The 17,404-nt window shown below is 67.4% G+C and carries 13 protein-coding genes; 7 read left to right on the forward strand and 6 right to left on the reverse strand.

All coding sequences use genetic code 11. The features are described 5' to 3' along the window. Positions 1 to 5: 5 nt before the first annotated feature. The 6 genes from AC07NN_RS19640 to AC07NN_RS19665 form a co-directional block, all read right to left on the reverse strand. A complete protein-coding gene (locus AC07NN_RS19640) occupies positions 6 to 3,044 on the reverse strand; it encodes a DUF4982 domain-containing protein (protein WP_494644886.1) in 3,039 nt (1,012 codons plus the stop codon). A 224-nt stretch (positions 3,045 to 3,268) separates the two neighbouring features. Further along, on the reverse strand, positions 3,269 to 4,519 hold the full coding sequence (locus AC07NN_RS19645) for an SGNH/GDSL hydrolase family protein (RefSeq protein ID WP_494644888.1): 1,251 nt from the start codon (positions 4,517 to 4,519) through the stop codon (positions 3,269 to 3,271). Positions 4,520 to 4,554: 35 nt separating this feature from the next. After that, positions 4,555 to 5,325 (reverse strand): rhamnogalacturonan acetylesterase, encoded by a 771-nt coding sequence (locus AC07NN_RS19650; protein WP_494644890.1) that lies wholly within the window; start codon positions 5,323 to 5,325, stop codon positions 4,555 to 4,557. Continuing rightward, positions 5,322 to 6,464: an FMN-dependent L-lactate dehydrogenase LldD gene (lldD, locus tag AC07NN_RS19655; RefSeq protein WP_494644892.1), complete on the reverse strand. Its 1,143-nt coding sequence runs from the start codon at positions 6,462 to 6,464 to the stop codon at positions 5,322 to 5,324. The genes AC07NN_RS19650 and lldD overlap by 4 nt, the downstream gene beginning before the upstream one ends. Before the next feature lie 4 nt (positions 6,465 to 6,468). Continuing rightward, positions 6,469 to 7,230, reverse strand: a complete 762-nt coding sequence (gene lra1, locus AC07NN_RS19660; protein WP_494644893.1) for an L-rhamnose 1-dehydrogenase Lra1 — start codon at positions 7,228 to 7,230, stop codon at positions 6,469 to 6,471. Between the two features lie 28 nt (positions 7,231 to 7,258). After that, positions 7,259 to 8,086, reverse strand: coding sequence for an IclR family transcriptional regulator (locus AC07NN_RS19665; RefSeq protein WP_494644895.1), 828 nt, complete (start codon positions 8,084 to 8,086; stop codon positions 7,259 to 7,261). Positions 8,087 to 8,318: 232 nt separating this feature from the next. On the opposite strand from AC07NN_RS19665, the gene rhmD reads away from it, so the two are divergent. From rhmD to bglB, 7 genes are read left to right on the forward strand one after another with little or no spacing between them, the layout of a single operon-like run. Then, entirely contained in the window at positions 8,319 to 9,497 is a 1,179-nt protein-coding gene (gene rhmD / locus AC07NN_RS19670; protein ID WP_494644897.1) for an L-rhamnonate dehydratase, read from the forward strand. 25 nt (positions 9,498 to 9,522) lie between these two features. After that, entirely contained in the window at positions 9,523 to 10,386 is an 864-nt protein-coding gene (locus AC07NN_RS19675) for a 2,4-didehydro-3-deoxy-L-rhamnonate hydrolase (RefSeq protein ID WP_494644899.1), read from the forward strand. Then, positions 10,383 to 11,135 (forward strand): SDR family NAD(P)-dependent oxidoreductase, encoded by a 753-nt coding sequence (locus AC07NN_RS19680; protein WP_494644901.1) that lies wholly within the window; start codon positions 10,383 to 10,385, stop codon positions 11,133 to 11,135. The genes AC07NN_RS19675 and AC07NN_RS19680 overlap by 4 nt, the downstream gene beginning before the upstream one ends. A 15-nt stretch (positions 11,136 to 11,150) precedes the next feature. Beyond that, complete coding sequence (locus tag AC07NN_RS19685) at positions 11,151 to 12,059, forward strand: amidohydrolase family protein (RefSeq protein ID WP_494644903.1); 909 nt, start codon at positions 11,151 to 11,153, stop codon at positions 12,057 to 12,059. A gap of 28 nt (positions 12,060 to 12,087) precedes the next feature. Continuing rightward, on the forward strand, positions 12,088 to 12,423 hold the full coding sequence (rhaM, locus tag AC07NN_RS19690; protein WP_494644905.1) for an L-rhamnose mutarotase: 336 nt from the start codon (positions 12,088 to 12,090) through the stop codon (positions 12,421 to 12,423). 2 nt (positions 12,424 to 12,425) lie between these two features. Next, positions 12,426 to 16,190, forward strand: a complete 3,765-nt coding sequence (locus tag AC07NN_RS19695; protein WP_494644907.1) for a beta-galactosidase — start codon at positions 12,426 to 12,428, stop codon at positions 16,188 to 16,190. Positions 16,191 to 16,233: 43 nt separating this feature from the next. After that, on the forward strand, positions 16,234 to 17,343 hold the full coding sequence (gene bglB / locus AC07NN_RS19700; protein ID WP_494644909.1) for a beta-galactosidase BglB: 1,110 nt from the start codon (positions 16,234 to 16,236) through the stop codon (positions 17,341 to 17,343). Positions 17,344 to 17,404: the final 61 nt, after the last annotated feature.

Genomic DNA, 17,404 nt, shown 5'->3' on the forward strand with positions numbered 1-17,404 from the left:
GCTTCCTACGGCAACCGCCGATGCAGCTCCGCCTCCACGATCCCGAGCCGCCCGCCGGTTGCCACCTTCTCGGCGCCCGTATCCAGCCCGGCCCGCGCCCCATTCACCTCGACGATCTTGCCGAACCCGTCGCGATCCACCGTCGGCGCGGTCAAGGCGATCCGCAGGTGCGTTCCCTTCACCGGCTTCAGCGGCAGCGTCACATAGCCCAGGCTCTTGGGCGCCTCGCCCTCGAAGACGACCTTGCCGTCCATGGTGATGCGCAACGGGTACGAGCGCAGGCGCCAGCCGATCAGTTTCAGCTCCACGTCATCGACCACCTGAGGCTTGTCGAGGCGGTACTCGACCCAGGCGTTGACCAGCTGTCCGTCGCTGGCCCAGTGGGTCATCTCGTCGTCGTCGCCAGCGAGTTTCACGTCGGCCGCGTTCGAGCCGGCGATGGTCGCGGCCGGCTTGATCGTCGCTCGCCAGGGCTTGAACGACGGCGTCGCGGGCGTCGGGCCACGGGCAAGACTTACCGGCAAGGCGTCGTCGCCCACGGGCCAGCGCCCGTCGGCCTTGGCCGGCGCGGCGACATCCAGGGTGATGCTGGTCGCCGGCAAACCCTCGGCCTGGGCTGTGACGGTCACCTTCCCCGCCTCCAGGGTCGAGCGCAGCGACACGCGGTTGATCCCCGCCTCGACCGGCAGGGTCTTGGACAGGATGAAGTTGTCATCCGAGCGCGCCGCGCCGGGGAAGCTGGTCACCTGATCGGCGCCGGCCGCCTTCGTCTCACCGGCCGCCGGAGGCGCGGGCTTGCGGCCCAGGCTGTCGCCCTGGGCGATGCCGCCGCGCCATTCGACCGGTCCCGTCGTCGAGAAGCCGATGGTGTTCAGCGCCGTCGGCACACGACGGCCGTCCTTGTCGACGACCTCCACATCGACCAAGGCGAGATCCGAACCGTCGGCCTTCCAGCCGCCTGGCCCCGTGCGCGGCGTCAAGCGCAGCGCGGCGGGCGCGCCGGTGGTGACCACCTCGCCCCGTGACACCAGCTTGCCCTTGGCGTCGTAACCAAGCGCTTCCAGCTTGCCGGCCGCCCAGGCGACCTTGGCGAAGGTGAACAGGAAGCCGTCGCTCGGCTTGCCGAAGCCCAGCGAGCGGCCGTTCAACTTCAGCTCGACCTTCTCGGCGCTGGAGACCACCAGCACGTCCTTCACCGTGCCGGCCGGATAGTTCCAGTGGCCGATCACGTGGGTCCGAGGCCGCTCGACATCGACCCAGCCGTCCCACATCACCTGGTGGGCGTAGAAGCCCTCCTTCGGCAGACGCATGGCGTCCACCTCGCCGCTGCGACGGTAGTTGTTGTCGCCGCGGAAGTGGGTGTTGCTGTCCGAGAAGATGATGTTCACGCCGCCCGAGCTGACCCGCTCGCCACTGCCCGGCCGGATGCGCCAGTAGTCGTACCAGCGGCGGACGTTCTCGACCGCATGGCTGTCCTGGTTGCGGTTGTAGTCGGGGCTGTCCTTGTGGAACGGCGGGGTGAAGTCGTCCTGGAACTTCCGCGCGCCCTCGTCGCGGGAATATTCCATGGCCCAGACGGGCTTGGTGGCGCTCTTGTTGATGTAGAGCATCTCGCCGCCGTACTCGGCGACCTTGCTGGACAGCATCTCGCGCGAGCCGATGGCGCGGCCGCCGTGCGGGTCGAAGCGGTCGCGGATCGCCTTCAGCTCGGCCATGTGCGCGTCGCTGATGTTCTCGTTGCCGCCCTCGTAGAAGACGATCGAAGGGTTGTTGCGGAAGCGGACGATGGCGTCGGCCATGGCCTCCTTGCGCTGGTCCCAGCGGCGCCCCTCGACGTCGCTCTCGGCGTCGCCGGCGGGCATGGCCTGCATAAGGCCCACGCGATCGGCCGAGGTCACGTCCTGGCGGGCCGGGGTGATGTGCATCCAGCGCACTAGGTTGCCGCCGCTCTCGACCAGCAGGGCGTTGGAGACGTCGCTGATCCACGGCGGCAGGTCCGTGCCCAGGGCCGGCCACTCGTTGCTGGTGCGCTGGGCATAGCCGTGGACCTGAATCACCCGGTCGTTCAGCCGGACCATGCCCTGGCCGAAAGCGGTCTTGCGGAAGCCCGTGCGGGTGACGACCTCGTCCACCGCCTTGCCGTCCTCCATCAGCGCCGTACTGACGGCGTAGAGATAGCCGTAGCCCCAGCTCCAGAAGTTCAGGCCGCCGACCTTGCCCTTGGCCGAGACGACGCGGGTCTCGCCGGGCGCCAGGGTCACGGTCGGGCCGACGAACTCACCGGCCGGCTTGCCGTCCTTGTCGCGCAGGGCGACGCGGTAGCTGAAGGTGTGCGGGCGGTCGGTGTCGTTACGGACTTCGGACTCGGCGTGGACGAGGGCCGCCCTGCCCTTGATGTCGAAGCCGTCGGCCCAGACATAGACCCCGGTCGTGCCGAGGCTGGAATATAGCGGCAGGGTCTGGTGCAGACCGCCCGTCACGTGCAGCCGCACCGCGCGGTGGATGCCGCCGTAGTTCACATTGAAGTTGTTGTTGTTCCACTGGAAGCCGCTGCCGGTGGCCTTTTCCTTGTACTTCCAGTCGCTGTCGACGCGGACGGCCACGACGTTCACGAACGGCGCCGGCCGCAGCAGCTTGGAGGCGTCGACGCCGAAGGCCGTGACGCCGTTCTCGTGGCCGCCGGCCAGCACGCCGTTGATATAGACGTCGCCGGCCTGGCGGACGCCCTCGAACTCCAGGAACGCCTTGCCGCCGGGCTGGAAGCCCGCCGGCGCGACGAAGCGCTTGCGGTACCAGGTGATGCCACCCTTCAGGTCGTGGATATCGACCTTGAAGGCCTCGTCCTCGTTGAAGGCGCGCGGCAGGGTGACGGCCTTCCAGGCCGCATCGTCGAACTCGGGCTTCTCGGCGCCGGCGATCTCGCCGGTCGCCATGCGCCAGCCGTCGTTGAACGTGTACTCGGCGCGCTGGGCATGAACCTGCGCGGGCGCGACGGCCGCCAGGGCGGCGAGAACGAAGGGAACGACCGGGGAGAAACTCGACATCGCACGCCTCGGATTGGTCAGGCCACTTTCAGCCCGAAAGCACGTGTGGCTTGACAGCCTACCTCGTGTCAAGCAATCTCATTATATCGGATGATATCTCATAATTTGGGAATCATTCAGACCGTGCGCTTGCTTCCCCAGCATGCCGCTCGACACTTTCAGAACCCGCCTTCTCCCCCGTGCGGGTCGATGGAGCGCCCCTTCCGGCGCTCCATTTTTCTTGTCTACTGGGTTCCGAACAGCGCCTTGTCGGCCGCCTCGGCCATCCTGGCGTAGCCGGCGTCGCCGGGGTGCAGGTGATCCCCGCTGTGCAGGCCGTCCAGCATCTGGCCGGGCTTGGCGGGATCTTTCATGACGGCCTCGAAGTCGATGACGCCGTCGAACTCGCCGCTGGTGCGGATCCAGGCGTTGACCGCCTGGCGCGTCGTTTCGCCGGCCGCGTGATAGTACATCGCGCCTTCGAACGGCAGGATCACCCCGCCCCAGATCTTGACGCCGCGCGCATGGGCGCGGGCGATCAGCTGGCGATAGCCGGCGATGACCTCGTCGGCCGTAACCGCTTCGCTGGCATAGCCTGGCTGCGCGGCGCGGCCGATGTCGTTGATGCCTTCGAGAACGACCACCGTCGTCACGCCGGGCACGGACAGCACGTCACGATCGAAGCGCGACAGGGCGCTGGGGCCGGAGCCTTCGCGCAGCACCCGGCCGCCGCTGATGCCTACGTTGACGACGCTGGTGTCACCACCCCGCGCGGAGATGCGAGCCGCCAGTTGCTCGGGCCAGCCCATGTCTGCGTTGGCGGTCGAGCCCGCGCCCTCGGTGATCGAGTCACCGATGGTCACCAGCACCGGCCGTTGGGCCGCGCCACGCACGTCGACGCCGGAGATCAGGCCGGGACCACGCAGGGCCTGCTCACCAGGCGTGTCGGTCTTGACGGTGTGGTTGCCCTGCGGCGAGACGAACAGGCGCACGCGGTGGCCGGCCGGCGCGGTCGGCTCGACGAAGAAGGTCGAGACCGAGATGCGGTCCATCGCCTTGACCGGCAGGACGACGGGATCGCTGAGCAGCGGCCCGCCCGGCGGGATCAGGGCCTCACCCTTGCCGCAGAAGGTCACCCGGATCGGCGCGCCCAGCGGCTTGCCGTCCGGGCCGGCCAGGGCGACGGACATGGCGCCGACCTTCAGAGGCCGGTCGCCCATCTCGTTGGTCAGGCGCAACCGCAGGGCCTCGCCGCCGAGATTGAGGCGCATGACCTGCCGGGTGGTGACGTCGCTGAAGGCCCGCACCTCGTTCGGCCGGGCCACGGCCTGCGAGGCGATCGGGGCGATGCCCCAGGCGCCCGACCAGGTCGACAGCGGCGCGGCAGCGACAACCGGCTTCGGCTTGGGAGCTGAAAGCGCTGGCGAGCCCGAGATGGCGGCCCCAAGGGCCATGCTGGTGGCGAAGGCGAGCAAGCTCGCGCGCGAAAGCTTCATGCGTTCCTCCCTCAAGGAATGCTGCCCCTAAAACGTCAAGAAGAGGGGCAGGTCGGGCCGCCCAGGTTCGGCTGTCCGGCGGTCGAGGCCGGATGCACGCTCTTCGAGATCGGCAGTTTCAAGCTGGCCAGACGCGTCGCCACCAGGGCGGCGGCCAGGCGCGCGCCCTGCTCGTTGATGTGGGTGTCGTCGCTGAGCCCGTCAGGATAGCGGGCGATGTGGTCGTAGGGCTTGTACTGCATGTACAGCCTTTGCGAGGCCAACGGCCCCCTCGCCTTCAGCGCCGCCATCATGTCGCCGCCCAGGTCGACCAGCGGGACCTTCAGGTCGGTCGCCACGCGGTGGATCGTAGCGGCGTACGGACCGTGGGCGTCCTTGGGTTCGCCATCCGCCCACATCCAGCGAGCGATGGGCGTGACCAACACCGGCTTGCCGCCCTTGGCCCGCACGTCGGCCACGAAGCGGCGCAGATTGACGTCATAGGCGCCGTTCGGGTCGGTGAAGCGGACGATCTTCTTGGTGTCGGCGTCGTTGTGGCCGAACTGGATCAGGACGGTGTCGCCGGGCTTGAGCTGGGCCAGAAGCTGGTCCCAGAGGCCCTCCTCGATGAAGGTCTTGGTCGAGCGACCGCCCCGAGCCAGGTTCACGACCTCGACCTTGGGGTCCAGCGAGCACTTCAGCACCATGCCCCAACCCATCTGCGGGTACTGGGACGCGCCGTAGTTGGCGGCGGTGGAGTCGCTGGCGATGACGATGCGCGGCGGAGTGGCCGCGACTGCGGCGGCCAGGGCGAGCGCGGCGATCACGACTTCAGCTCCGCGAGGATGGATCGGTCGATACTGGCGACGTCGCGCACGCCGGTCAGGGCCATGGCCACGCGCATCTCCTTCTCCATGAGATCCAGCAGCTGGGTCACGCCCATCTCGCCACGCGCCGCGAGGGCGTAGACGAAGGCCCGGCCCAGAAGGACGCCCTTGGCGCCCAGGGCCAGCATCCGCACCACGTCGAGGCCAGACCGGACTCCGCTGTCGGCGAGCACCGTCAGTCGATCGCCCACCGCCTCGGCGATGGCCGGAAGCGCGCGGGCCGAAGACAGCACGCCGTCCAGCTGGCGACCGCCGTGGTTCGACACCACCACCCCGTCCGCGCCGATGTCGGCGGCGGCCTTGGCGTCCTCGGGGTCGAGCACGCCCTTGATGATCAGTGGGCCCTTCCAGAGGTCGCGGATCCACTCCAGGTCCTTCCACTGGATGGAGGGATCGAAGTTCGCCCCCAGCCAGCCCATGAAGTCCTCAAGGCCTGAATTCTTGCCCAGCACCGGCGCGACGTTGCCCAGGGTATGGGGATGGCCCATCACCCCGACGTCCCAGGCCCATTGCGGCTTGAACATCGCCTGGACCATGCGCCGGGCGGCGGCGTTCGGACCGCTCATGCCGGAGTGCGCGTCGCGATAGCGCGCGCCGGGCACGGGCATGTCGACCGTGAACACCAGGGCCGTGGCGCCGGCCGCGCTGGCGCGGGCCAGCAGGTCGCGCATGAAGGCCCGGTCGCGCAGCACATAGAGCTGGAACCAGATCGGCGCGGACGAGGCCTTGGAGACCTCATCGACGTCGCAGACCGACACCGTCGACAGGCAGAACGGCACGCCCTTCTTGGCGGCGGCGCGCGCCGCCTGGCACTCGCCGCGCCGAGCGTACATGCCCGTCAGCCCAACCGGGGCCAGGGCCACCGGCAGGGCCTGCTTGACGCCGAACAGCGTGGTCGAGGGATCGGCGGCCGAGACGTCCTTCAGCACCCGCTGACGCAGGGCGATGTCGGCCAGGTCCGAGACGTTGCGACCCAGCGTCCGCTCGGCATAGGCGCCGCCGTCGATATAGTCGAACAGGAAGCGCGGCAGCTTGCGCCGCGCCGCCTCGCGAAAGTCCGTCGTCGACGAGACGATCATGACGCTACTGCAGGTTCACGAACGCGCCGCCGTCGACCAGCAGGGCCGCGCCGGTCACGTACTTGGCCAGGTCCGAGGCCAGGAACACGATCGGGCCGGCCAGGTCGTCGGGCTCGCCCAGGCGGCCCAGCGGGATGCGGCCCGACATGTATTCGCGCTTGGCGACGTCGGCGAGGTCGTCGCGGTTGATGGCGGTCTCGATCGTACCCGGCAGCACCGAGTTGCAGCGGATGTCGTACTTACCCAGGGCGATGGCCGTGGACTGCATCAGGCTGTGCACGCCGGCCTTGGTCGGAGTGTAGTGCGTCTGCATGCCGCCGCCGACCAGGGCGCTGATCGAACTGACGGCGACAATCGCGCCGCCGTGGCCTTGCTTGACCATCTGGTTGGCCGCCGCCTGCACCATGTAGTAGGCGCCGTGCAGATTGACCTTCATGGTCCGCTCCAGGACCTCGGGCGGCATGTCGAGGAAGGCGTGGAACGGGCAAATGCCGGCGTTGTTGACGAACACGTCGACCTTGCCGAACGCGTCGACCGCGGCCTGCACGAAGGACTTGGCGGTGGCCGGGTCGGCCACGTCGCCCTTGAGGGCGATGGCGCGGCGGCCTAGGGCCTCGATCTGCGCCACGGCGTCAGCGGCCCCGGCCTCGTCGGAGTGGTAATTGATCGCCACGTCCGCGCCGTGCTGGGCGCAGCCGATCGCAGCGGCCTTGCCGATCCCCTGCGAGGCGCCGGTCACCAGCACCACCTTGTCCTTCAGAAGCATCGTCGTTCCCTCACGCTTGCCGCCCTTTTTAAGTCTTGGCGGCCGTCCTCTTGCCGTTCCAGCCCAGGTCACGCCCGATGGCGTTGGCCGTGTCGCGAACGTCGTCGACCAGCGTCTTCATGCGCTCGTCGTCCATGTACTGAGCCGCGCCCGAGACGCTGATGGCGCCGACGATCAGGCCCGAGGCCCCACGGATCGGCGCGGCGACGCAGCGGATGCGGTCTTCGTTTTCTTCCAAGTCGAAGGCGATGCCCCGCTTGGAATAGTCCTTCATCCAGTCGATCCACTGCTTCTCGTCCGGAGCGCCCGGCGCGGGCGGGCCTTCGGACTGGTACAGCGAGCGCCAGCGGTCCTCGCCATCGTCCAGCACCAGGGCCTTGCCCAGGCCCGTCGAGCGGATCGGCTGGCGATCGCCCACGCGCGAGCTGATGTTGATGCGGCGACGGCCGGTCAGCTTGTCGAGATAGAGGGCGCGGTCGGCGTCGAGCACGCCCAGGTGGACCGTGTCCTCGGTGTCTTCCCACAGCTGTTCCAGATGCGGGCGCGCGATGCGTGGCAGATCCATCTGCTGGCTGGCCAGATAGCCGAGTTCCAGGAGCTTGGAGCCGAGGCTGTAGCCTTCGCGCGGCGCCTGCGAGAGCAGACGGCGTTCCACCAGGGCCGTGGCCAGGCGGTGAGTCGTGCTGCGGGTCAGGCCCAACTGCTTGGCCAGGGCTGGCAAAGCGATGGTGCCGGACTCGGCCACCACATCCAGCAGATCCAGGCCCCGGAACAGGGTTTGGCTGCCGCTCGGGGTCTTGGTCGTCGCGTTTTCATCCGCCGCCACCGGTTCCGCTCCCCTTGACGCTGGTTTCATTTTGTAGCACTACCTCTCATATTGTGGAACGCAAGGCAAGCGGAACAACGGCGACTCTCTCGAGCGCGCCGGACCTCGCGAACCGATAGCGTGTCACACGTTGTGTTGGGGAGGTAGGCGGCGCCGAAAGGCTTCGCCAGGGGCTTGTCGGAGAGGGTCCGGCGGGCGCGCCTTCCTCGTCTCGGGCGCCGTCTAGGGACGCGCCCCAAAGAAGGTTGGAGCCTCGTCGCCCATGGCGTTTCCGGTCATCAAGCATGTACGCGCTTTCGTGGTTCGTGGCGGCGGCGCCGACTATCACGACCAGGGCGACGGCCACTGGATCGACGACCACATCGCGACCCCGATGTCGCGCTATCCTGAATATCGCCAGAGCCGCCAGTCGTTCGGCATCAACGTGCTGGGCACGCTGGTCGTCGAGATCGAGGCCGCCGACGGCACGATCGGTTTCGCAGTGACCACCGGCGGCGAACCGGCCGCCTATATCGTCGAGAAGCACCTGGCCCGCTTCCTGGAAGGTCGCGACCCGACCGAGGTCGAGAAGATCTGGGACCAGATGTACTTCTCCACCCAGTACTACGGCCGCAAGGGCCTGGTCGTGAACGCCATCTCGGGCGTCGACCTGGCGCTCTACGACCTGCTGGGCAAGCTGCGCCAGGAGCCGGTCTACGCCCTGCTGGGCGGCAAGGTCCGCGACGAGCTGACCTTCTACGCCACGGGCGCGCGCCCGGACCTGGCCAAGCAGATGGGCTTCATCGGCGGCAAGATGCCCCTGCACCACGGCCCGGCCGAGGGCGAGGAAGGCCTGCGCAAGAACATCGAAGAGCTCGCCACGATGCGCGAGCGCTGCGGCGACGACTTCTGGCTCATGTTCGACTGCTGGATGTCGCTGGACCTCAACTACGCCACCAAGCTGGCCCGCAAGGCCCACGAGTATGGCCTGAAGTGGATCGAGGAAGCCCTGAGCCCCGACGACTACTGGGGCTATCGCGACCTGAAGAAGAACGCCCCGACCGGCATGCTGGTCACCACCGGCGAGCACGAAGCCACCCGCTGGGGCTTCCGCATGCTGCTGGAGATGGAGTGCTGCGACATCATCCAGCCGGACGTGGGCTGGTGCGGCGGCGTCACCGAACTGATCAAGATCGCCAACCTGGCCGACAGCAAGGGCGTGATGATGATCCCGCACGGCTCGTCTGTGTACAGCTACCACTTCGTCATCACGCGCCATAACAGCCCGTTCGCCGAGTTCCTGATGATGGCCCCGAAGGCCGACGAGGTGGTGCCGATGTTCCACCCGCAGCTGATCGGCGAACCCGTGCCGGTGAACGGCAAGCTCAAGCTCTCCGACGCGCCCGGCTTCGGCGTCGAACTCAATCGCGAGGTCGGTCTCCACCGTCCTTACGCCCGCTAGACCTCCTCCCAAGGCATCAAGACCTATGAAACTGCTCCGCTACGGCCCCAAGGGCTCCGAGAAGCCCGGCCTCCTCGACGCCGAGGGCAAGATCCGCGACCTGTCGGGCCACGTGGCCGACATCACCGGCGCTGTCCTGTCGCCCGAGAAGCTGGCTGAACTGGCCAAGATCGACCCGACCACCCTGCCCGTCGTCGAAGGCTCGCCGCGCTATGGCGTTCCGGTCGGCAGCGTCGGCAAGTTCCTGGCCATCGGCCTGAACTTCGCCGACCACGCCAAGGAAGCCGGCCTGGAGCCGCCGCCCGAGCCGATCTTCTTCACCAAGGCCATCAGCTGCCTGAACGGTCCGAACGACGACGTCATGCTGCCCAAGGACGCCCTGAAGGGTGACTGGGAAGTCGAGCTGGGCGTCGTGATCGGCAAGCGCGCCCGCTATGTCGAGCAGGCCGAAGCTCTGGACTACGTCGCCGGCTACGTGCTGGTGAATGACGTCTCGGAACGCGCCTTCCAGAAGGAACTTGGCACCCAGTGGGACAAGGGGAAAGGCTGCGACACCTTCGGTCCGGTCGGCCCGTGGCTGGTCACCCCGGACGAGGTCGGCGACTGCCAGGACCTGGACATGTGGCTCGACCTGAACGGCAAGCGCATGCAGACCGGCAACAGCAAGACGATGATCTTCGGCGTCGCCGAACTGATCGCCTATATGAGCCGCTTCGTGACCCTGGAGCCGGGCGACATCCTGACCACCGGCACCCCGCCCGGCGTGGGCGAAGGCCAGAAGCCCGACAAGATCTTCCTGAAGGCCGGCGACGTCATGGAGCTGGGCATCGAGAAGCTGGGCAGCCAGCGCCAGAACGTCATCGCCTGGACCAAGGAAGGCGTCGCGTGAGCACTCCCTATTCCAACCGTTTCGCAAACCGCCGCGCGGTGATCACTGGCGGGGCCTCGGGCCTGGGCCGCGCGGTCGCCGCGCGTATCGTCGCCGAAGGCGGCCAGGTCTCGCTGTGGGACCTGGACGCCGACGGCCTGAAGGCCGCGGCCGAGGAAGTCGGCGCGGCCCATACGGTCGCCCTGGACGTCTCGGACGAGAATGCCGTCATGGCCGCGGGCCAGGCCGCCAACGCGGCCCTCGGCGGCATCGACATTCTGATCGCCTCGGCCGGCATCACCGGCGCCACGGCGACGGTCTACGAATACCCGACCGACAGCTGGAAGCGCGTCTTCGACATCAACGTCAACGGCGTCTTCTACTGCTGCAAGTCCCTGGCGCCGTTCATGATCGCCCAGGGCTACGGCCGCATCGTCAACGTCGCCTCGGTGGCCGGCAAGGAAGGCAATCCCAACGCCGGCGCCTATTCGGCGTCGAAGGCGGCGGTGATCGGCCTGACCAAGTCGCTGGGCAAGGAACTGGCAACCAAGGGCGTGATCGCCAACAGCATCACCCCGGCCACCTTCGAGAGCCCGATCCTGGAGCAACTGCCCCAGAGCCAGGTCGACTACATGCGCGGCAAGATCCCGATGGGTCGCCTCGGCGAAATCCACGAGAGCGCCGCCATGGTCTGCTTCATGGCGTCGGAGGAGTGCAGCTTCACCACCGCCGCGACCTTCGACACCTCCGGCGGCCGGACCACGTTCTAGGGAGAGCTTGAGGCCATGGCGTACACGGGCCCCATCGTCGATCCCCACATGCATCTGTGGGACCTCGATCGGCACTATTACGCCTGGCTCCAGGACACGCCGCTGCCGAACAATCCGGCCGGCGACATGTCCTCGATCGCCTACAAGTCTTATGGACTGGACGACTATCTGGCCAACGCCAAGGGCTGGAACGTCGTCCAGGTCGTGCATGTCGAATGCGGCCTGCCGCCCAAGGACCAGCTGTCCGAGACTGACTGGCTGCAATCGATCGCCGACCAGCGCGGCGTGATCGGCGGCATCGTCGCCGGGGCCAATCTGGATGACCCCGACGTCGAGGCGATGCTGGCGGCCCACGCCTCACGCAAGAACGTCCGAGGCATCCGCCAGATCGTCAACTGGCACGTCGACCCGGCCAAGACCTACGGCCCGACCGACAAGCTGCAGGACCCGCAATGGCAAAAGGGCTTTGCCCTGCTGGCCAAGTACGGCCTGTCGTTCGACCTGCAGCTCTACGCCTCGCAGATGGCGACGGCCGCCCAACTGGCGGACGCCCATCCGGACATCCCCTTGATCGTCAACCACGCCGGCATGCCGACCGATCGCGACGAGGCGGGCCTGGCCGCCTGGCGCGAAGGCCTGGCGACCCTGGCCCAGCGTCCGAACGTCTCGTGCAAGATCTCGGGCCTGGCCATGGTCGACCGGTCGTGGACCAGCGCCAGCTTCAGGCCCTTCATCCTGCGGGTCATCGAGGCTTTCGGGATCGAGCGCTGCCTATTCGCCAGCAACTTCCCGGTCGAGCGGCCGTACGGAAGCTTCGGCGCCTTCTACGCGGCCTATGACGCGATCACGGCCGACTTCAGCCACGACGAGCGCGAAGCGCTGTTCGCCGGCAACGCCCGGCGGGTCTACCGGCTGTCGAACTAACAAGAAAAAGAATTCCGGGAGGAAGACGATGAGCACGACGACGGAAAGCCGCCCCCTCGCCTTCCGCATGCAGCTGAAGCAAGGCGTCGCCGCCGAGTACGAGCGCCGCCACGACGAGCTGTGGCCCGATCTCGCCGAAGCCCTGCACGACGCGGGCATCCACGACTATTCGATCTTTCTGGACGAGGAGACCATGAGCCTCTTCGCCGTGCTGCGCCTGCGCCCCGACAACAAGAAGGACGCCCTGCCGCTGCAGCCCGTGATGAAGCGCTGGTGGGACTTCATGGCGGACCTGATGGAGGTCCATCCGGACAACAAGCCCGTCGAGTGGCCGCTGAAGCCCGTCTTCTACTTCGAGGGCTGAGAATGCGTTTCGCCCCTGTCCTGGGACTGGCCGCCGCGTTGATGGCGACCACGGCTCTCGCCGAGCCTGTCCGCTACACGATGACGGCGTTCACCAACGCCAGCCAGTCGAACATGAGCGTGTACGACTCGGCCGACGGCACGCGCTTCACCCTCAAAAAGCCCCTGGCCTACACACCGCCCAAGGGCCTCATCCGCGATCCCAGCGTGATGAAGCATACGGACGGCTGGTACTACGTCGCCTACACCACCGGCTGGACCGGCGACACGATCGGCCTGGCCCGCAGCAAGGACATGGTCGACTGGACCTTCCTGCGCGACGTGAAGATCGCCATCCCGGGCGCGACCAACAGCTGGGCGCCGGAGTGGTTCGTCGATCAGGACGGCTCTGTGAACCTGATCCTGTCGGTCTCGACGACGGGCATCGCCGGCCAGTTCCAGCCCTATCGCATCGTCGCCAGCGACGCCGCGCTGGCCGACTGGAGCGCGCCAAAACCGCTGTCGGGCCTGGGACCCAACTTCATCGACACCTTCGTCGTGCGCCAGGACGGGCTCTATCAAGCCTTCGCCAAGAACGAGACGACCAAGTTCATCGAGCTCTACACGGCCCCATCGCTGGACGGGCCGTGGCAGGCCAAGGGCACGGGCGACTGGGCCGGTTGGGGCCGCTTCCTGGAAGGCCCGGCCATGGCCCGCACGCCTGAGGGCGCGTGGCGGATCTATTTCGACGAGTACATGGCCAAGCGCTATTGGTACTCTGACAGCAAGGACGGCTTCAGGACCTGGAGCCAGAAGGCTGAACTGCCTGAGCTTTCCGGCACGGTTCGCCACTTCACGGTGCTGAAGGAAGGCGGCGACCAGGCGGTCTCGGCCAAGCCCACGGAAGCCCACAAGATCACCTGGGACAAGTACTCCCTGAAGGTCGACGGCCAGCGCCTCTTCTCGTGGGGCGGCGAGTTCCACCCGTTCCGCACGCCCAATCCGGATCTGTGGCGGGACATCCTCCAGAAGATGAAGGCCAGCGGCTACAACACGGTCGCGATCTATTTCGACTGGGGCTACCACTCGCCCAAACAGGGGGTCTACGACTTCCAGGGCGTGCGCGACATGGATCGCGTGCTGACCATGGCCAAGGAAGAAGGCCTCTACGTCATCACCCGCGCCGGGCCCTACGTGAACGCCGAGCTGACCCGCGGCGGATTCCCGGGCTGGCTGGTCAACCAGCAGGCTCGCGCTCGCACCGACGCGCCGGAATATATCCAGGCGGCCGATGAATGGCTGACCCAGATCAACGCCGTCATCGCCCGCCACCAGCTGACCACCGGCCAGGGCACGGTCATCGCTCACCAGATCGAGAACGAGCTCGATGTCGTCGGCGCCCCGCAGCAGCGCTACATGAAATGGCTGGCCGACAAGGCCAAGGCCGACGGGATCACCGTCCCGATCTTCCACAACGACAAGGGCCGCAACGGCTACTGGGTCCCCAAGGGCTCGGACGTGCCGGGCACGGTGGAAGGCCCCAACGACCTCTACGCCTTCGACGGTTATCCCGGCGGCAGCTGCCGCGTGGACTCCAAGCCTTCCAGCCCCGGCGTCGCGCCGGACTGGGGTCTCTACGGTCCCGGTGGCGCCAAGGGCGGGGCCTCGGCCAGCCCGAACACGCCCGGCTTCGTGGCCGAGTTCGGCGGCGGCTGGTTCGACTATTGGGGCAGCAACGGCGACTACGACTGCACCGCCATCCATCGCGGCGTCGGCTATCAGCGGGTGTTCTACGCGACCAACATCGCCAACGGCATCACGCTGCAAAGCTTCTACATGACCTATGGCGGCACCAGCTGGGGCTGGCTGCCGGCCCCGGTGGTGTTCAGCTCGTACGACTACGGCTCGGCCATCGACGAGGCGCGCGGCCTGCGCGACAAGATCCGCTCGATCAAGCAGATGGGCGAGTTCATCGCCGCCGTTCCCGACCTGACCCGCATGGACAAGGGCGAGGCCGTCGTCCCGTCGAACGACAAGGTCCGCGTCTATCACAACGTCAACGCCGAGACCGGCAGCCACCTCTATGTGGTGGTCCACAATCCCAGCAGCGCCACCGGCGACGAGGCCTTCACCTTCAAGCTGAAGACCCGCGACGGCGAGTATGTGGTCCCCTCGCGGATCAAGGGCCAGGACAGCAAGATGCTGATGGCCAGCTACGACCTGGGCGGCCAGCGGCTGGTCTATTCGACGTCCGAAATCCAGACGCATCTGAAGCAGGACGGCGGCGACGTCGCCCTGCTCTACGGCCGCGCCGGCGAGGCGGGCGAGACGGTGCTGCGCTACGGGTCCGCGCCGAAGGTCGAGGTGCTGGAAGGCGAGGTCGCTTCGGCCTTCGACACGGCCAAGGGCGACCTGAAACTGACCTACACGCACAAAGGCCTGGCCCGCGCGCGGATCACTGGCGGCAACCGCCCGCCCCTGATCCTGCTGCTGGCTGACGCCGAGACCGGCCAGACCTTCTGGAAGCGCGAGAACGTCTTGATCCGGGGTCCGGGCCTGGTCCGCAGCGACGCGACCAAGGGCGGCGTGCTGAGCCTGACTGGCGACACCGAAGCCGACAGCCCGCTGGAAGTCTTCGCGCCCAAGACCGTGACGTCGATCCGCTGGAACGGCGCCAAGGTCGCCGCCAAGGCCACCGCCTCGGGCAGCCTGCTGGCCGACAGGGCTCTGGCCGGTCCGGGCGCGATCACTCTGCCCGACCTGACCAAACTGACCTGGAAGACCGCCCCCGGCACGCCCGAGGCCGATCCGAAGTTCGACGACAGCGCCTGGCCCAAGACCGAAGGCCGCCGCAGCGGCTCGACGGTGCGCGGCCCCACCGGCCAACCGGCGCTGGACATGAGCGCCTACGGCTTCCACCAGGGCGACGTCTGGTATCGCGGCCGCTACAAGGGCCAGGCCGATATCGACACCCTGACCCTGCACTACGGCGCCGGCGGCGCGGGGATGATGCAGGTCTGGCTGGACGGCCGCTTCCTGGGCGAACACGAACTGGACGGCGGCCTGCCCCGCCCGATCACCACCGGCGTGGCGACCTTCAAGCTGCCCGAAGACCTCCGTGGGACTGGCGAGCACCTGATCTCGGTCATGGTCCGCAACAACGGCCACAACTGGGACCTCGACGCCGACGACTTCCACAAGGAAGCCCGAGGCCTGGTCTCGGCCTCGCTGTCGGGTCCGGGGACCTACAGCTTCGCCGTGCCTATCGCCTGGAAGATCCAGGGCAACAAGGGCGGCGAGGACATCCAGGACCCGGTGCGCGGCAACGCCAATAACGGCGGCCAGTTCGGCGAGCGCGAAGGCTGGCACCTGCCGGGCTTCCCCGACGCCGCTTGGGCCAAGGCCGACATGGCCGCGACCCAGCCCTACACGGGCACGACCTGGTACCGCACCAGCTTCGACCTGGCCCTGCCCAAGGACCAGGACACGACGCTCGGCCTGACCATCGGCGATCCGGACAAGCCGCGCTCGTCGAACAAGCGCTACCGCGTGCTGATCTTCGTCAACGGCTGGAACATGGGTCAGTTCATCGCCCATGTCGGCCCGCAGCGGACGTTCGTCCTGCCCAGCGGTATCGTTGATCTGCAGGGCAAGAACACGCTCGCCCTGGCGGTGACCAGCGACGGCGCCCCCGGCGACGCGCTGGAGGCGGTCAAGCTCGTCAACCTGCGCAGCGTGCGCGGCGGTATTCCCATCGCCCGCGTCCCGGCGCCCGATTTCAAACCCTAAAGACCGGCCTCCCCGCCGATCCCGACTACGACTGGAGACTCCCGTGCCCAATCTCGCCCACGGCCTCGACGCCAAGGACATCAAGGCCAAGATCGCCTCGCTGATCAGCAACATCGTCGACATCACCGACGAGACCGGCGAGTTCCTGCTGCGCCTCGACGACGGCCGGGTGATCGACACCAAGGGTTGGAACGACTGGGAGTGGACCCACGGCGTCGGCCTCTACGGCCTGTGGAAGCAGTACGAGATGCACGGCGACGAGCGCGCCTTCGACATCATGACCCAGTGGTTCGCCGACCGCTTCGAGGCCGGCACCCCGACCAAGAACATCAACACGGTCTCGCCGTTCCTGACCCTGGCCTATCTGTACGAGGCCACGGGCGACCACACCTACATCCCCTATCTCGAGACCTGGGCCGACTACGTCATGTACGAGGGTCCGCGCACCGAGGAAGGCGGCTTCCAGCACATCGTCTTCAACAGCGAGAACCCGCAGCAGCTGTGGGACGACACGCTGATGATGAGCGTGCTGCCGCTTGCCAAGATCGGCCTGCTGCTCGACCGCCCCGACTTCGTCGAGGAGGCCAAGCGCCAGTTCATGGTCCACATCAAGTACCTGGCCGATCGCAAGACCGGCCTGTGGTTCCACGGCTGGACGTTCCTGGGCCGCCACAACTTCGCCGACGCCCTGTGGGCGCGCGGGAACTGCTGGGTGACGATCGCCATCCCCGAGTTCATCGAGCTCCTGGACCTCAAGCCGGGCGACGGTCTGCGCGCCTTCCTGATCGATGCGCTGGAAGCCCAGATCAAGGCCCTGACCGAATATCAGGACGCCGAGACCGGCCTCTGGCACACGATCATCAACGACAAGACCTCGTACCTGGAAGCCTCGGCCACGGCTGGCTTCGCCTACGGGATCCTGAAGGCCGTGCGCAAGCGCTACATCGGCAAGGAATACGAGGCCGTCGCCATCCGCGCGATCAAGGGCGTGCTGGCCAATATCGACGACAAGGGCGAGCTGCAGCAGGTCTCGTTCGGCACCCCGGTGTTCGACACGATCCAGGGCTACAAGGACATCCCGTTGACCTCGATGCCGTACGGCCAGTCGCTGGCCATGCTGGCGCTCGGCGAGTTCCAGCGCGCCTTCATCTAACGAGGTTTTCTTTCACCGCTCATCCCCGCGAAGGCGGGGACCCAAGCTGACGCTCAGAACC

It is taken from the genome of Caulobacter sp. GW821-FHT09H08 (assembly GCF_059415885.1).

Coding starts and splice junctions, on each gene's coding strand:
- rhmD (WP_494644897.1), top strand. CDS start 8,319: ATGGCGTTTCCGGTCATCAAGCATGTACGCGCTTTCGTGGTTCGTGGC.
- AC07NN_RS19685 (WP_494644903.1), top strand. CDS start 11,151: ATGGCGTACACGGGCCCCATCGTCGATCCCCACATGCATCTGTGGGAC.
- AC07NN_RS19640 (WP_494644886.1), bottom strand. CDS start 3,044: ATGTCGAGTTTCTCCCCGGTCGTTCCCTTCGTTCTCGCCGCCCTGGCG.
- lra1 (WP_494644893.1), bottom strand. CDS start 7,230: ATGCTTCTGAAGGACAAGGTGGTGCTGGTGACCGGCGCCTCGCAGGGG.
- lldD (WP_494644892.1), bottom strand. CDS start 6,464: ATGATCGTCTCGTCGACGACGGACTTTCGCGAGGCGGCGCGGCGCAAG.
- AC07NN_RS19695 (WP_494644907.1), top strand. CDS start 12,426: ATGCGTTTCGCCCCTGTCCTGGGACTGGCCGCCGCGTTGATGGCGACC.
- rhaM (WP_494644905.1), top strand. CDS start 12,088: ATGAGCACGACGACGGAAAGCCGCCCCCTCGCCTTCCGCATGCAGCTG.
- AC07NN_RS19665 (WP_494644895.1), bottom strand. CDS start 8,086: ATGAAACCAGCGTCAAGGGGAGCGGAACCGGTGGCGGCGGATGAAAAC.
- AC07NN_RS19645 (WP_494644888.1), bottom strand. CDS start 4,519: ATGAAGCTTTCGCGCGCGAGCTTGCTCGCCTTCGCCACCAGCATGGCC.
- AC07NN_RS19675 (WP_494644899.1), top strand. CDS start 9,523: ATGAAACTGCTCCGCTACGGCCCCAAGGGCTCCGAGAAGCCCGGCCTC.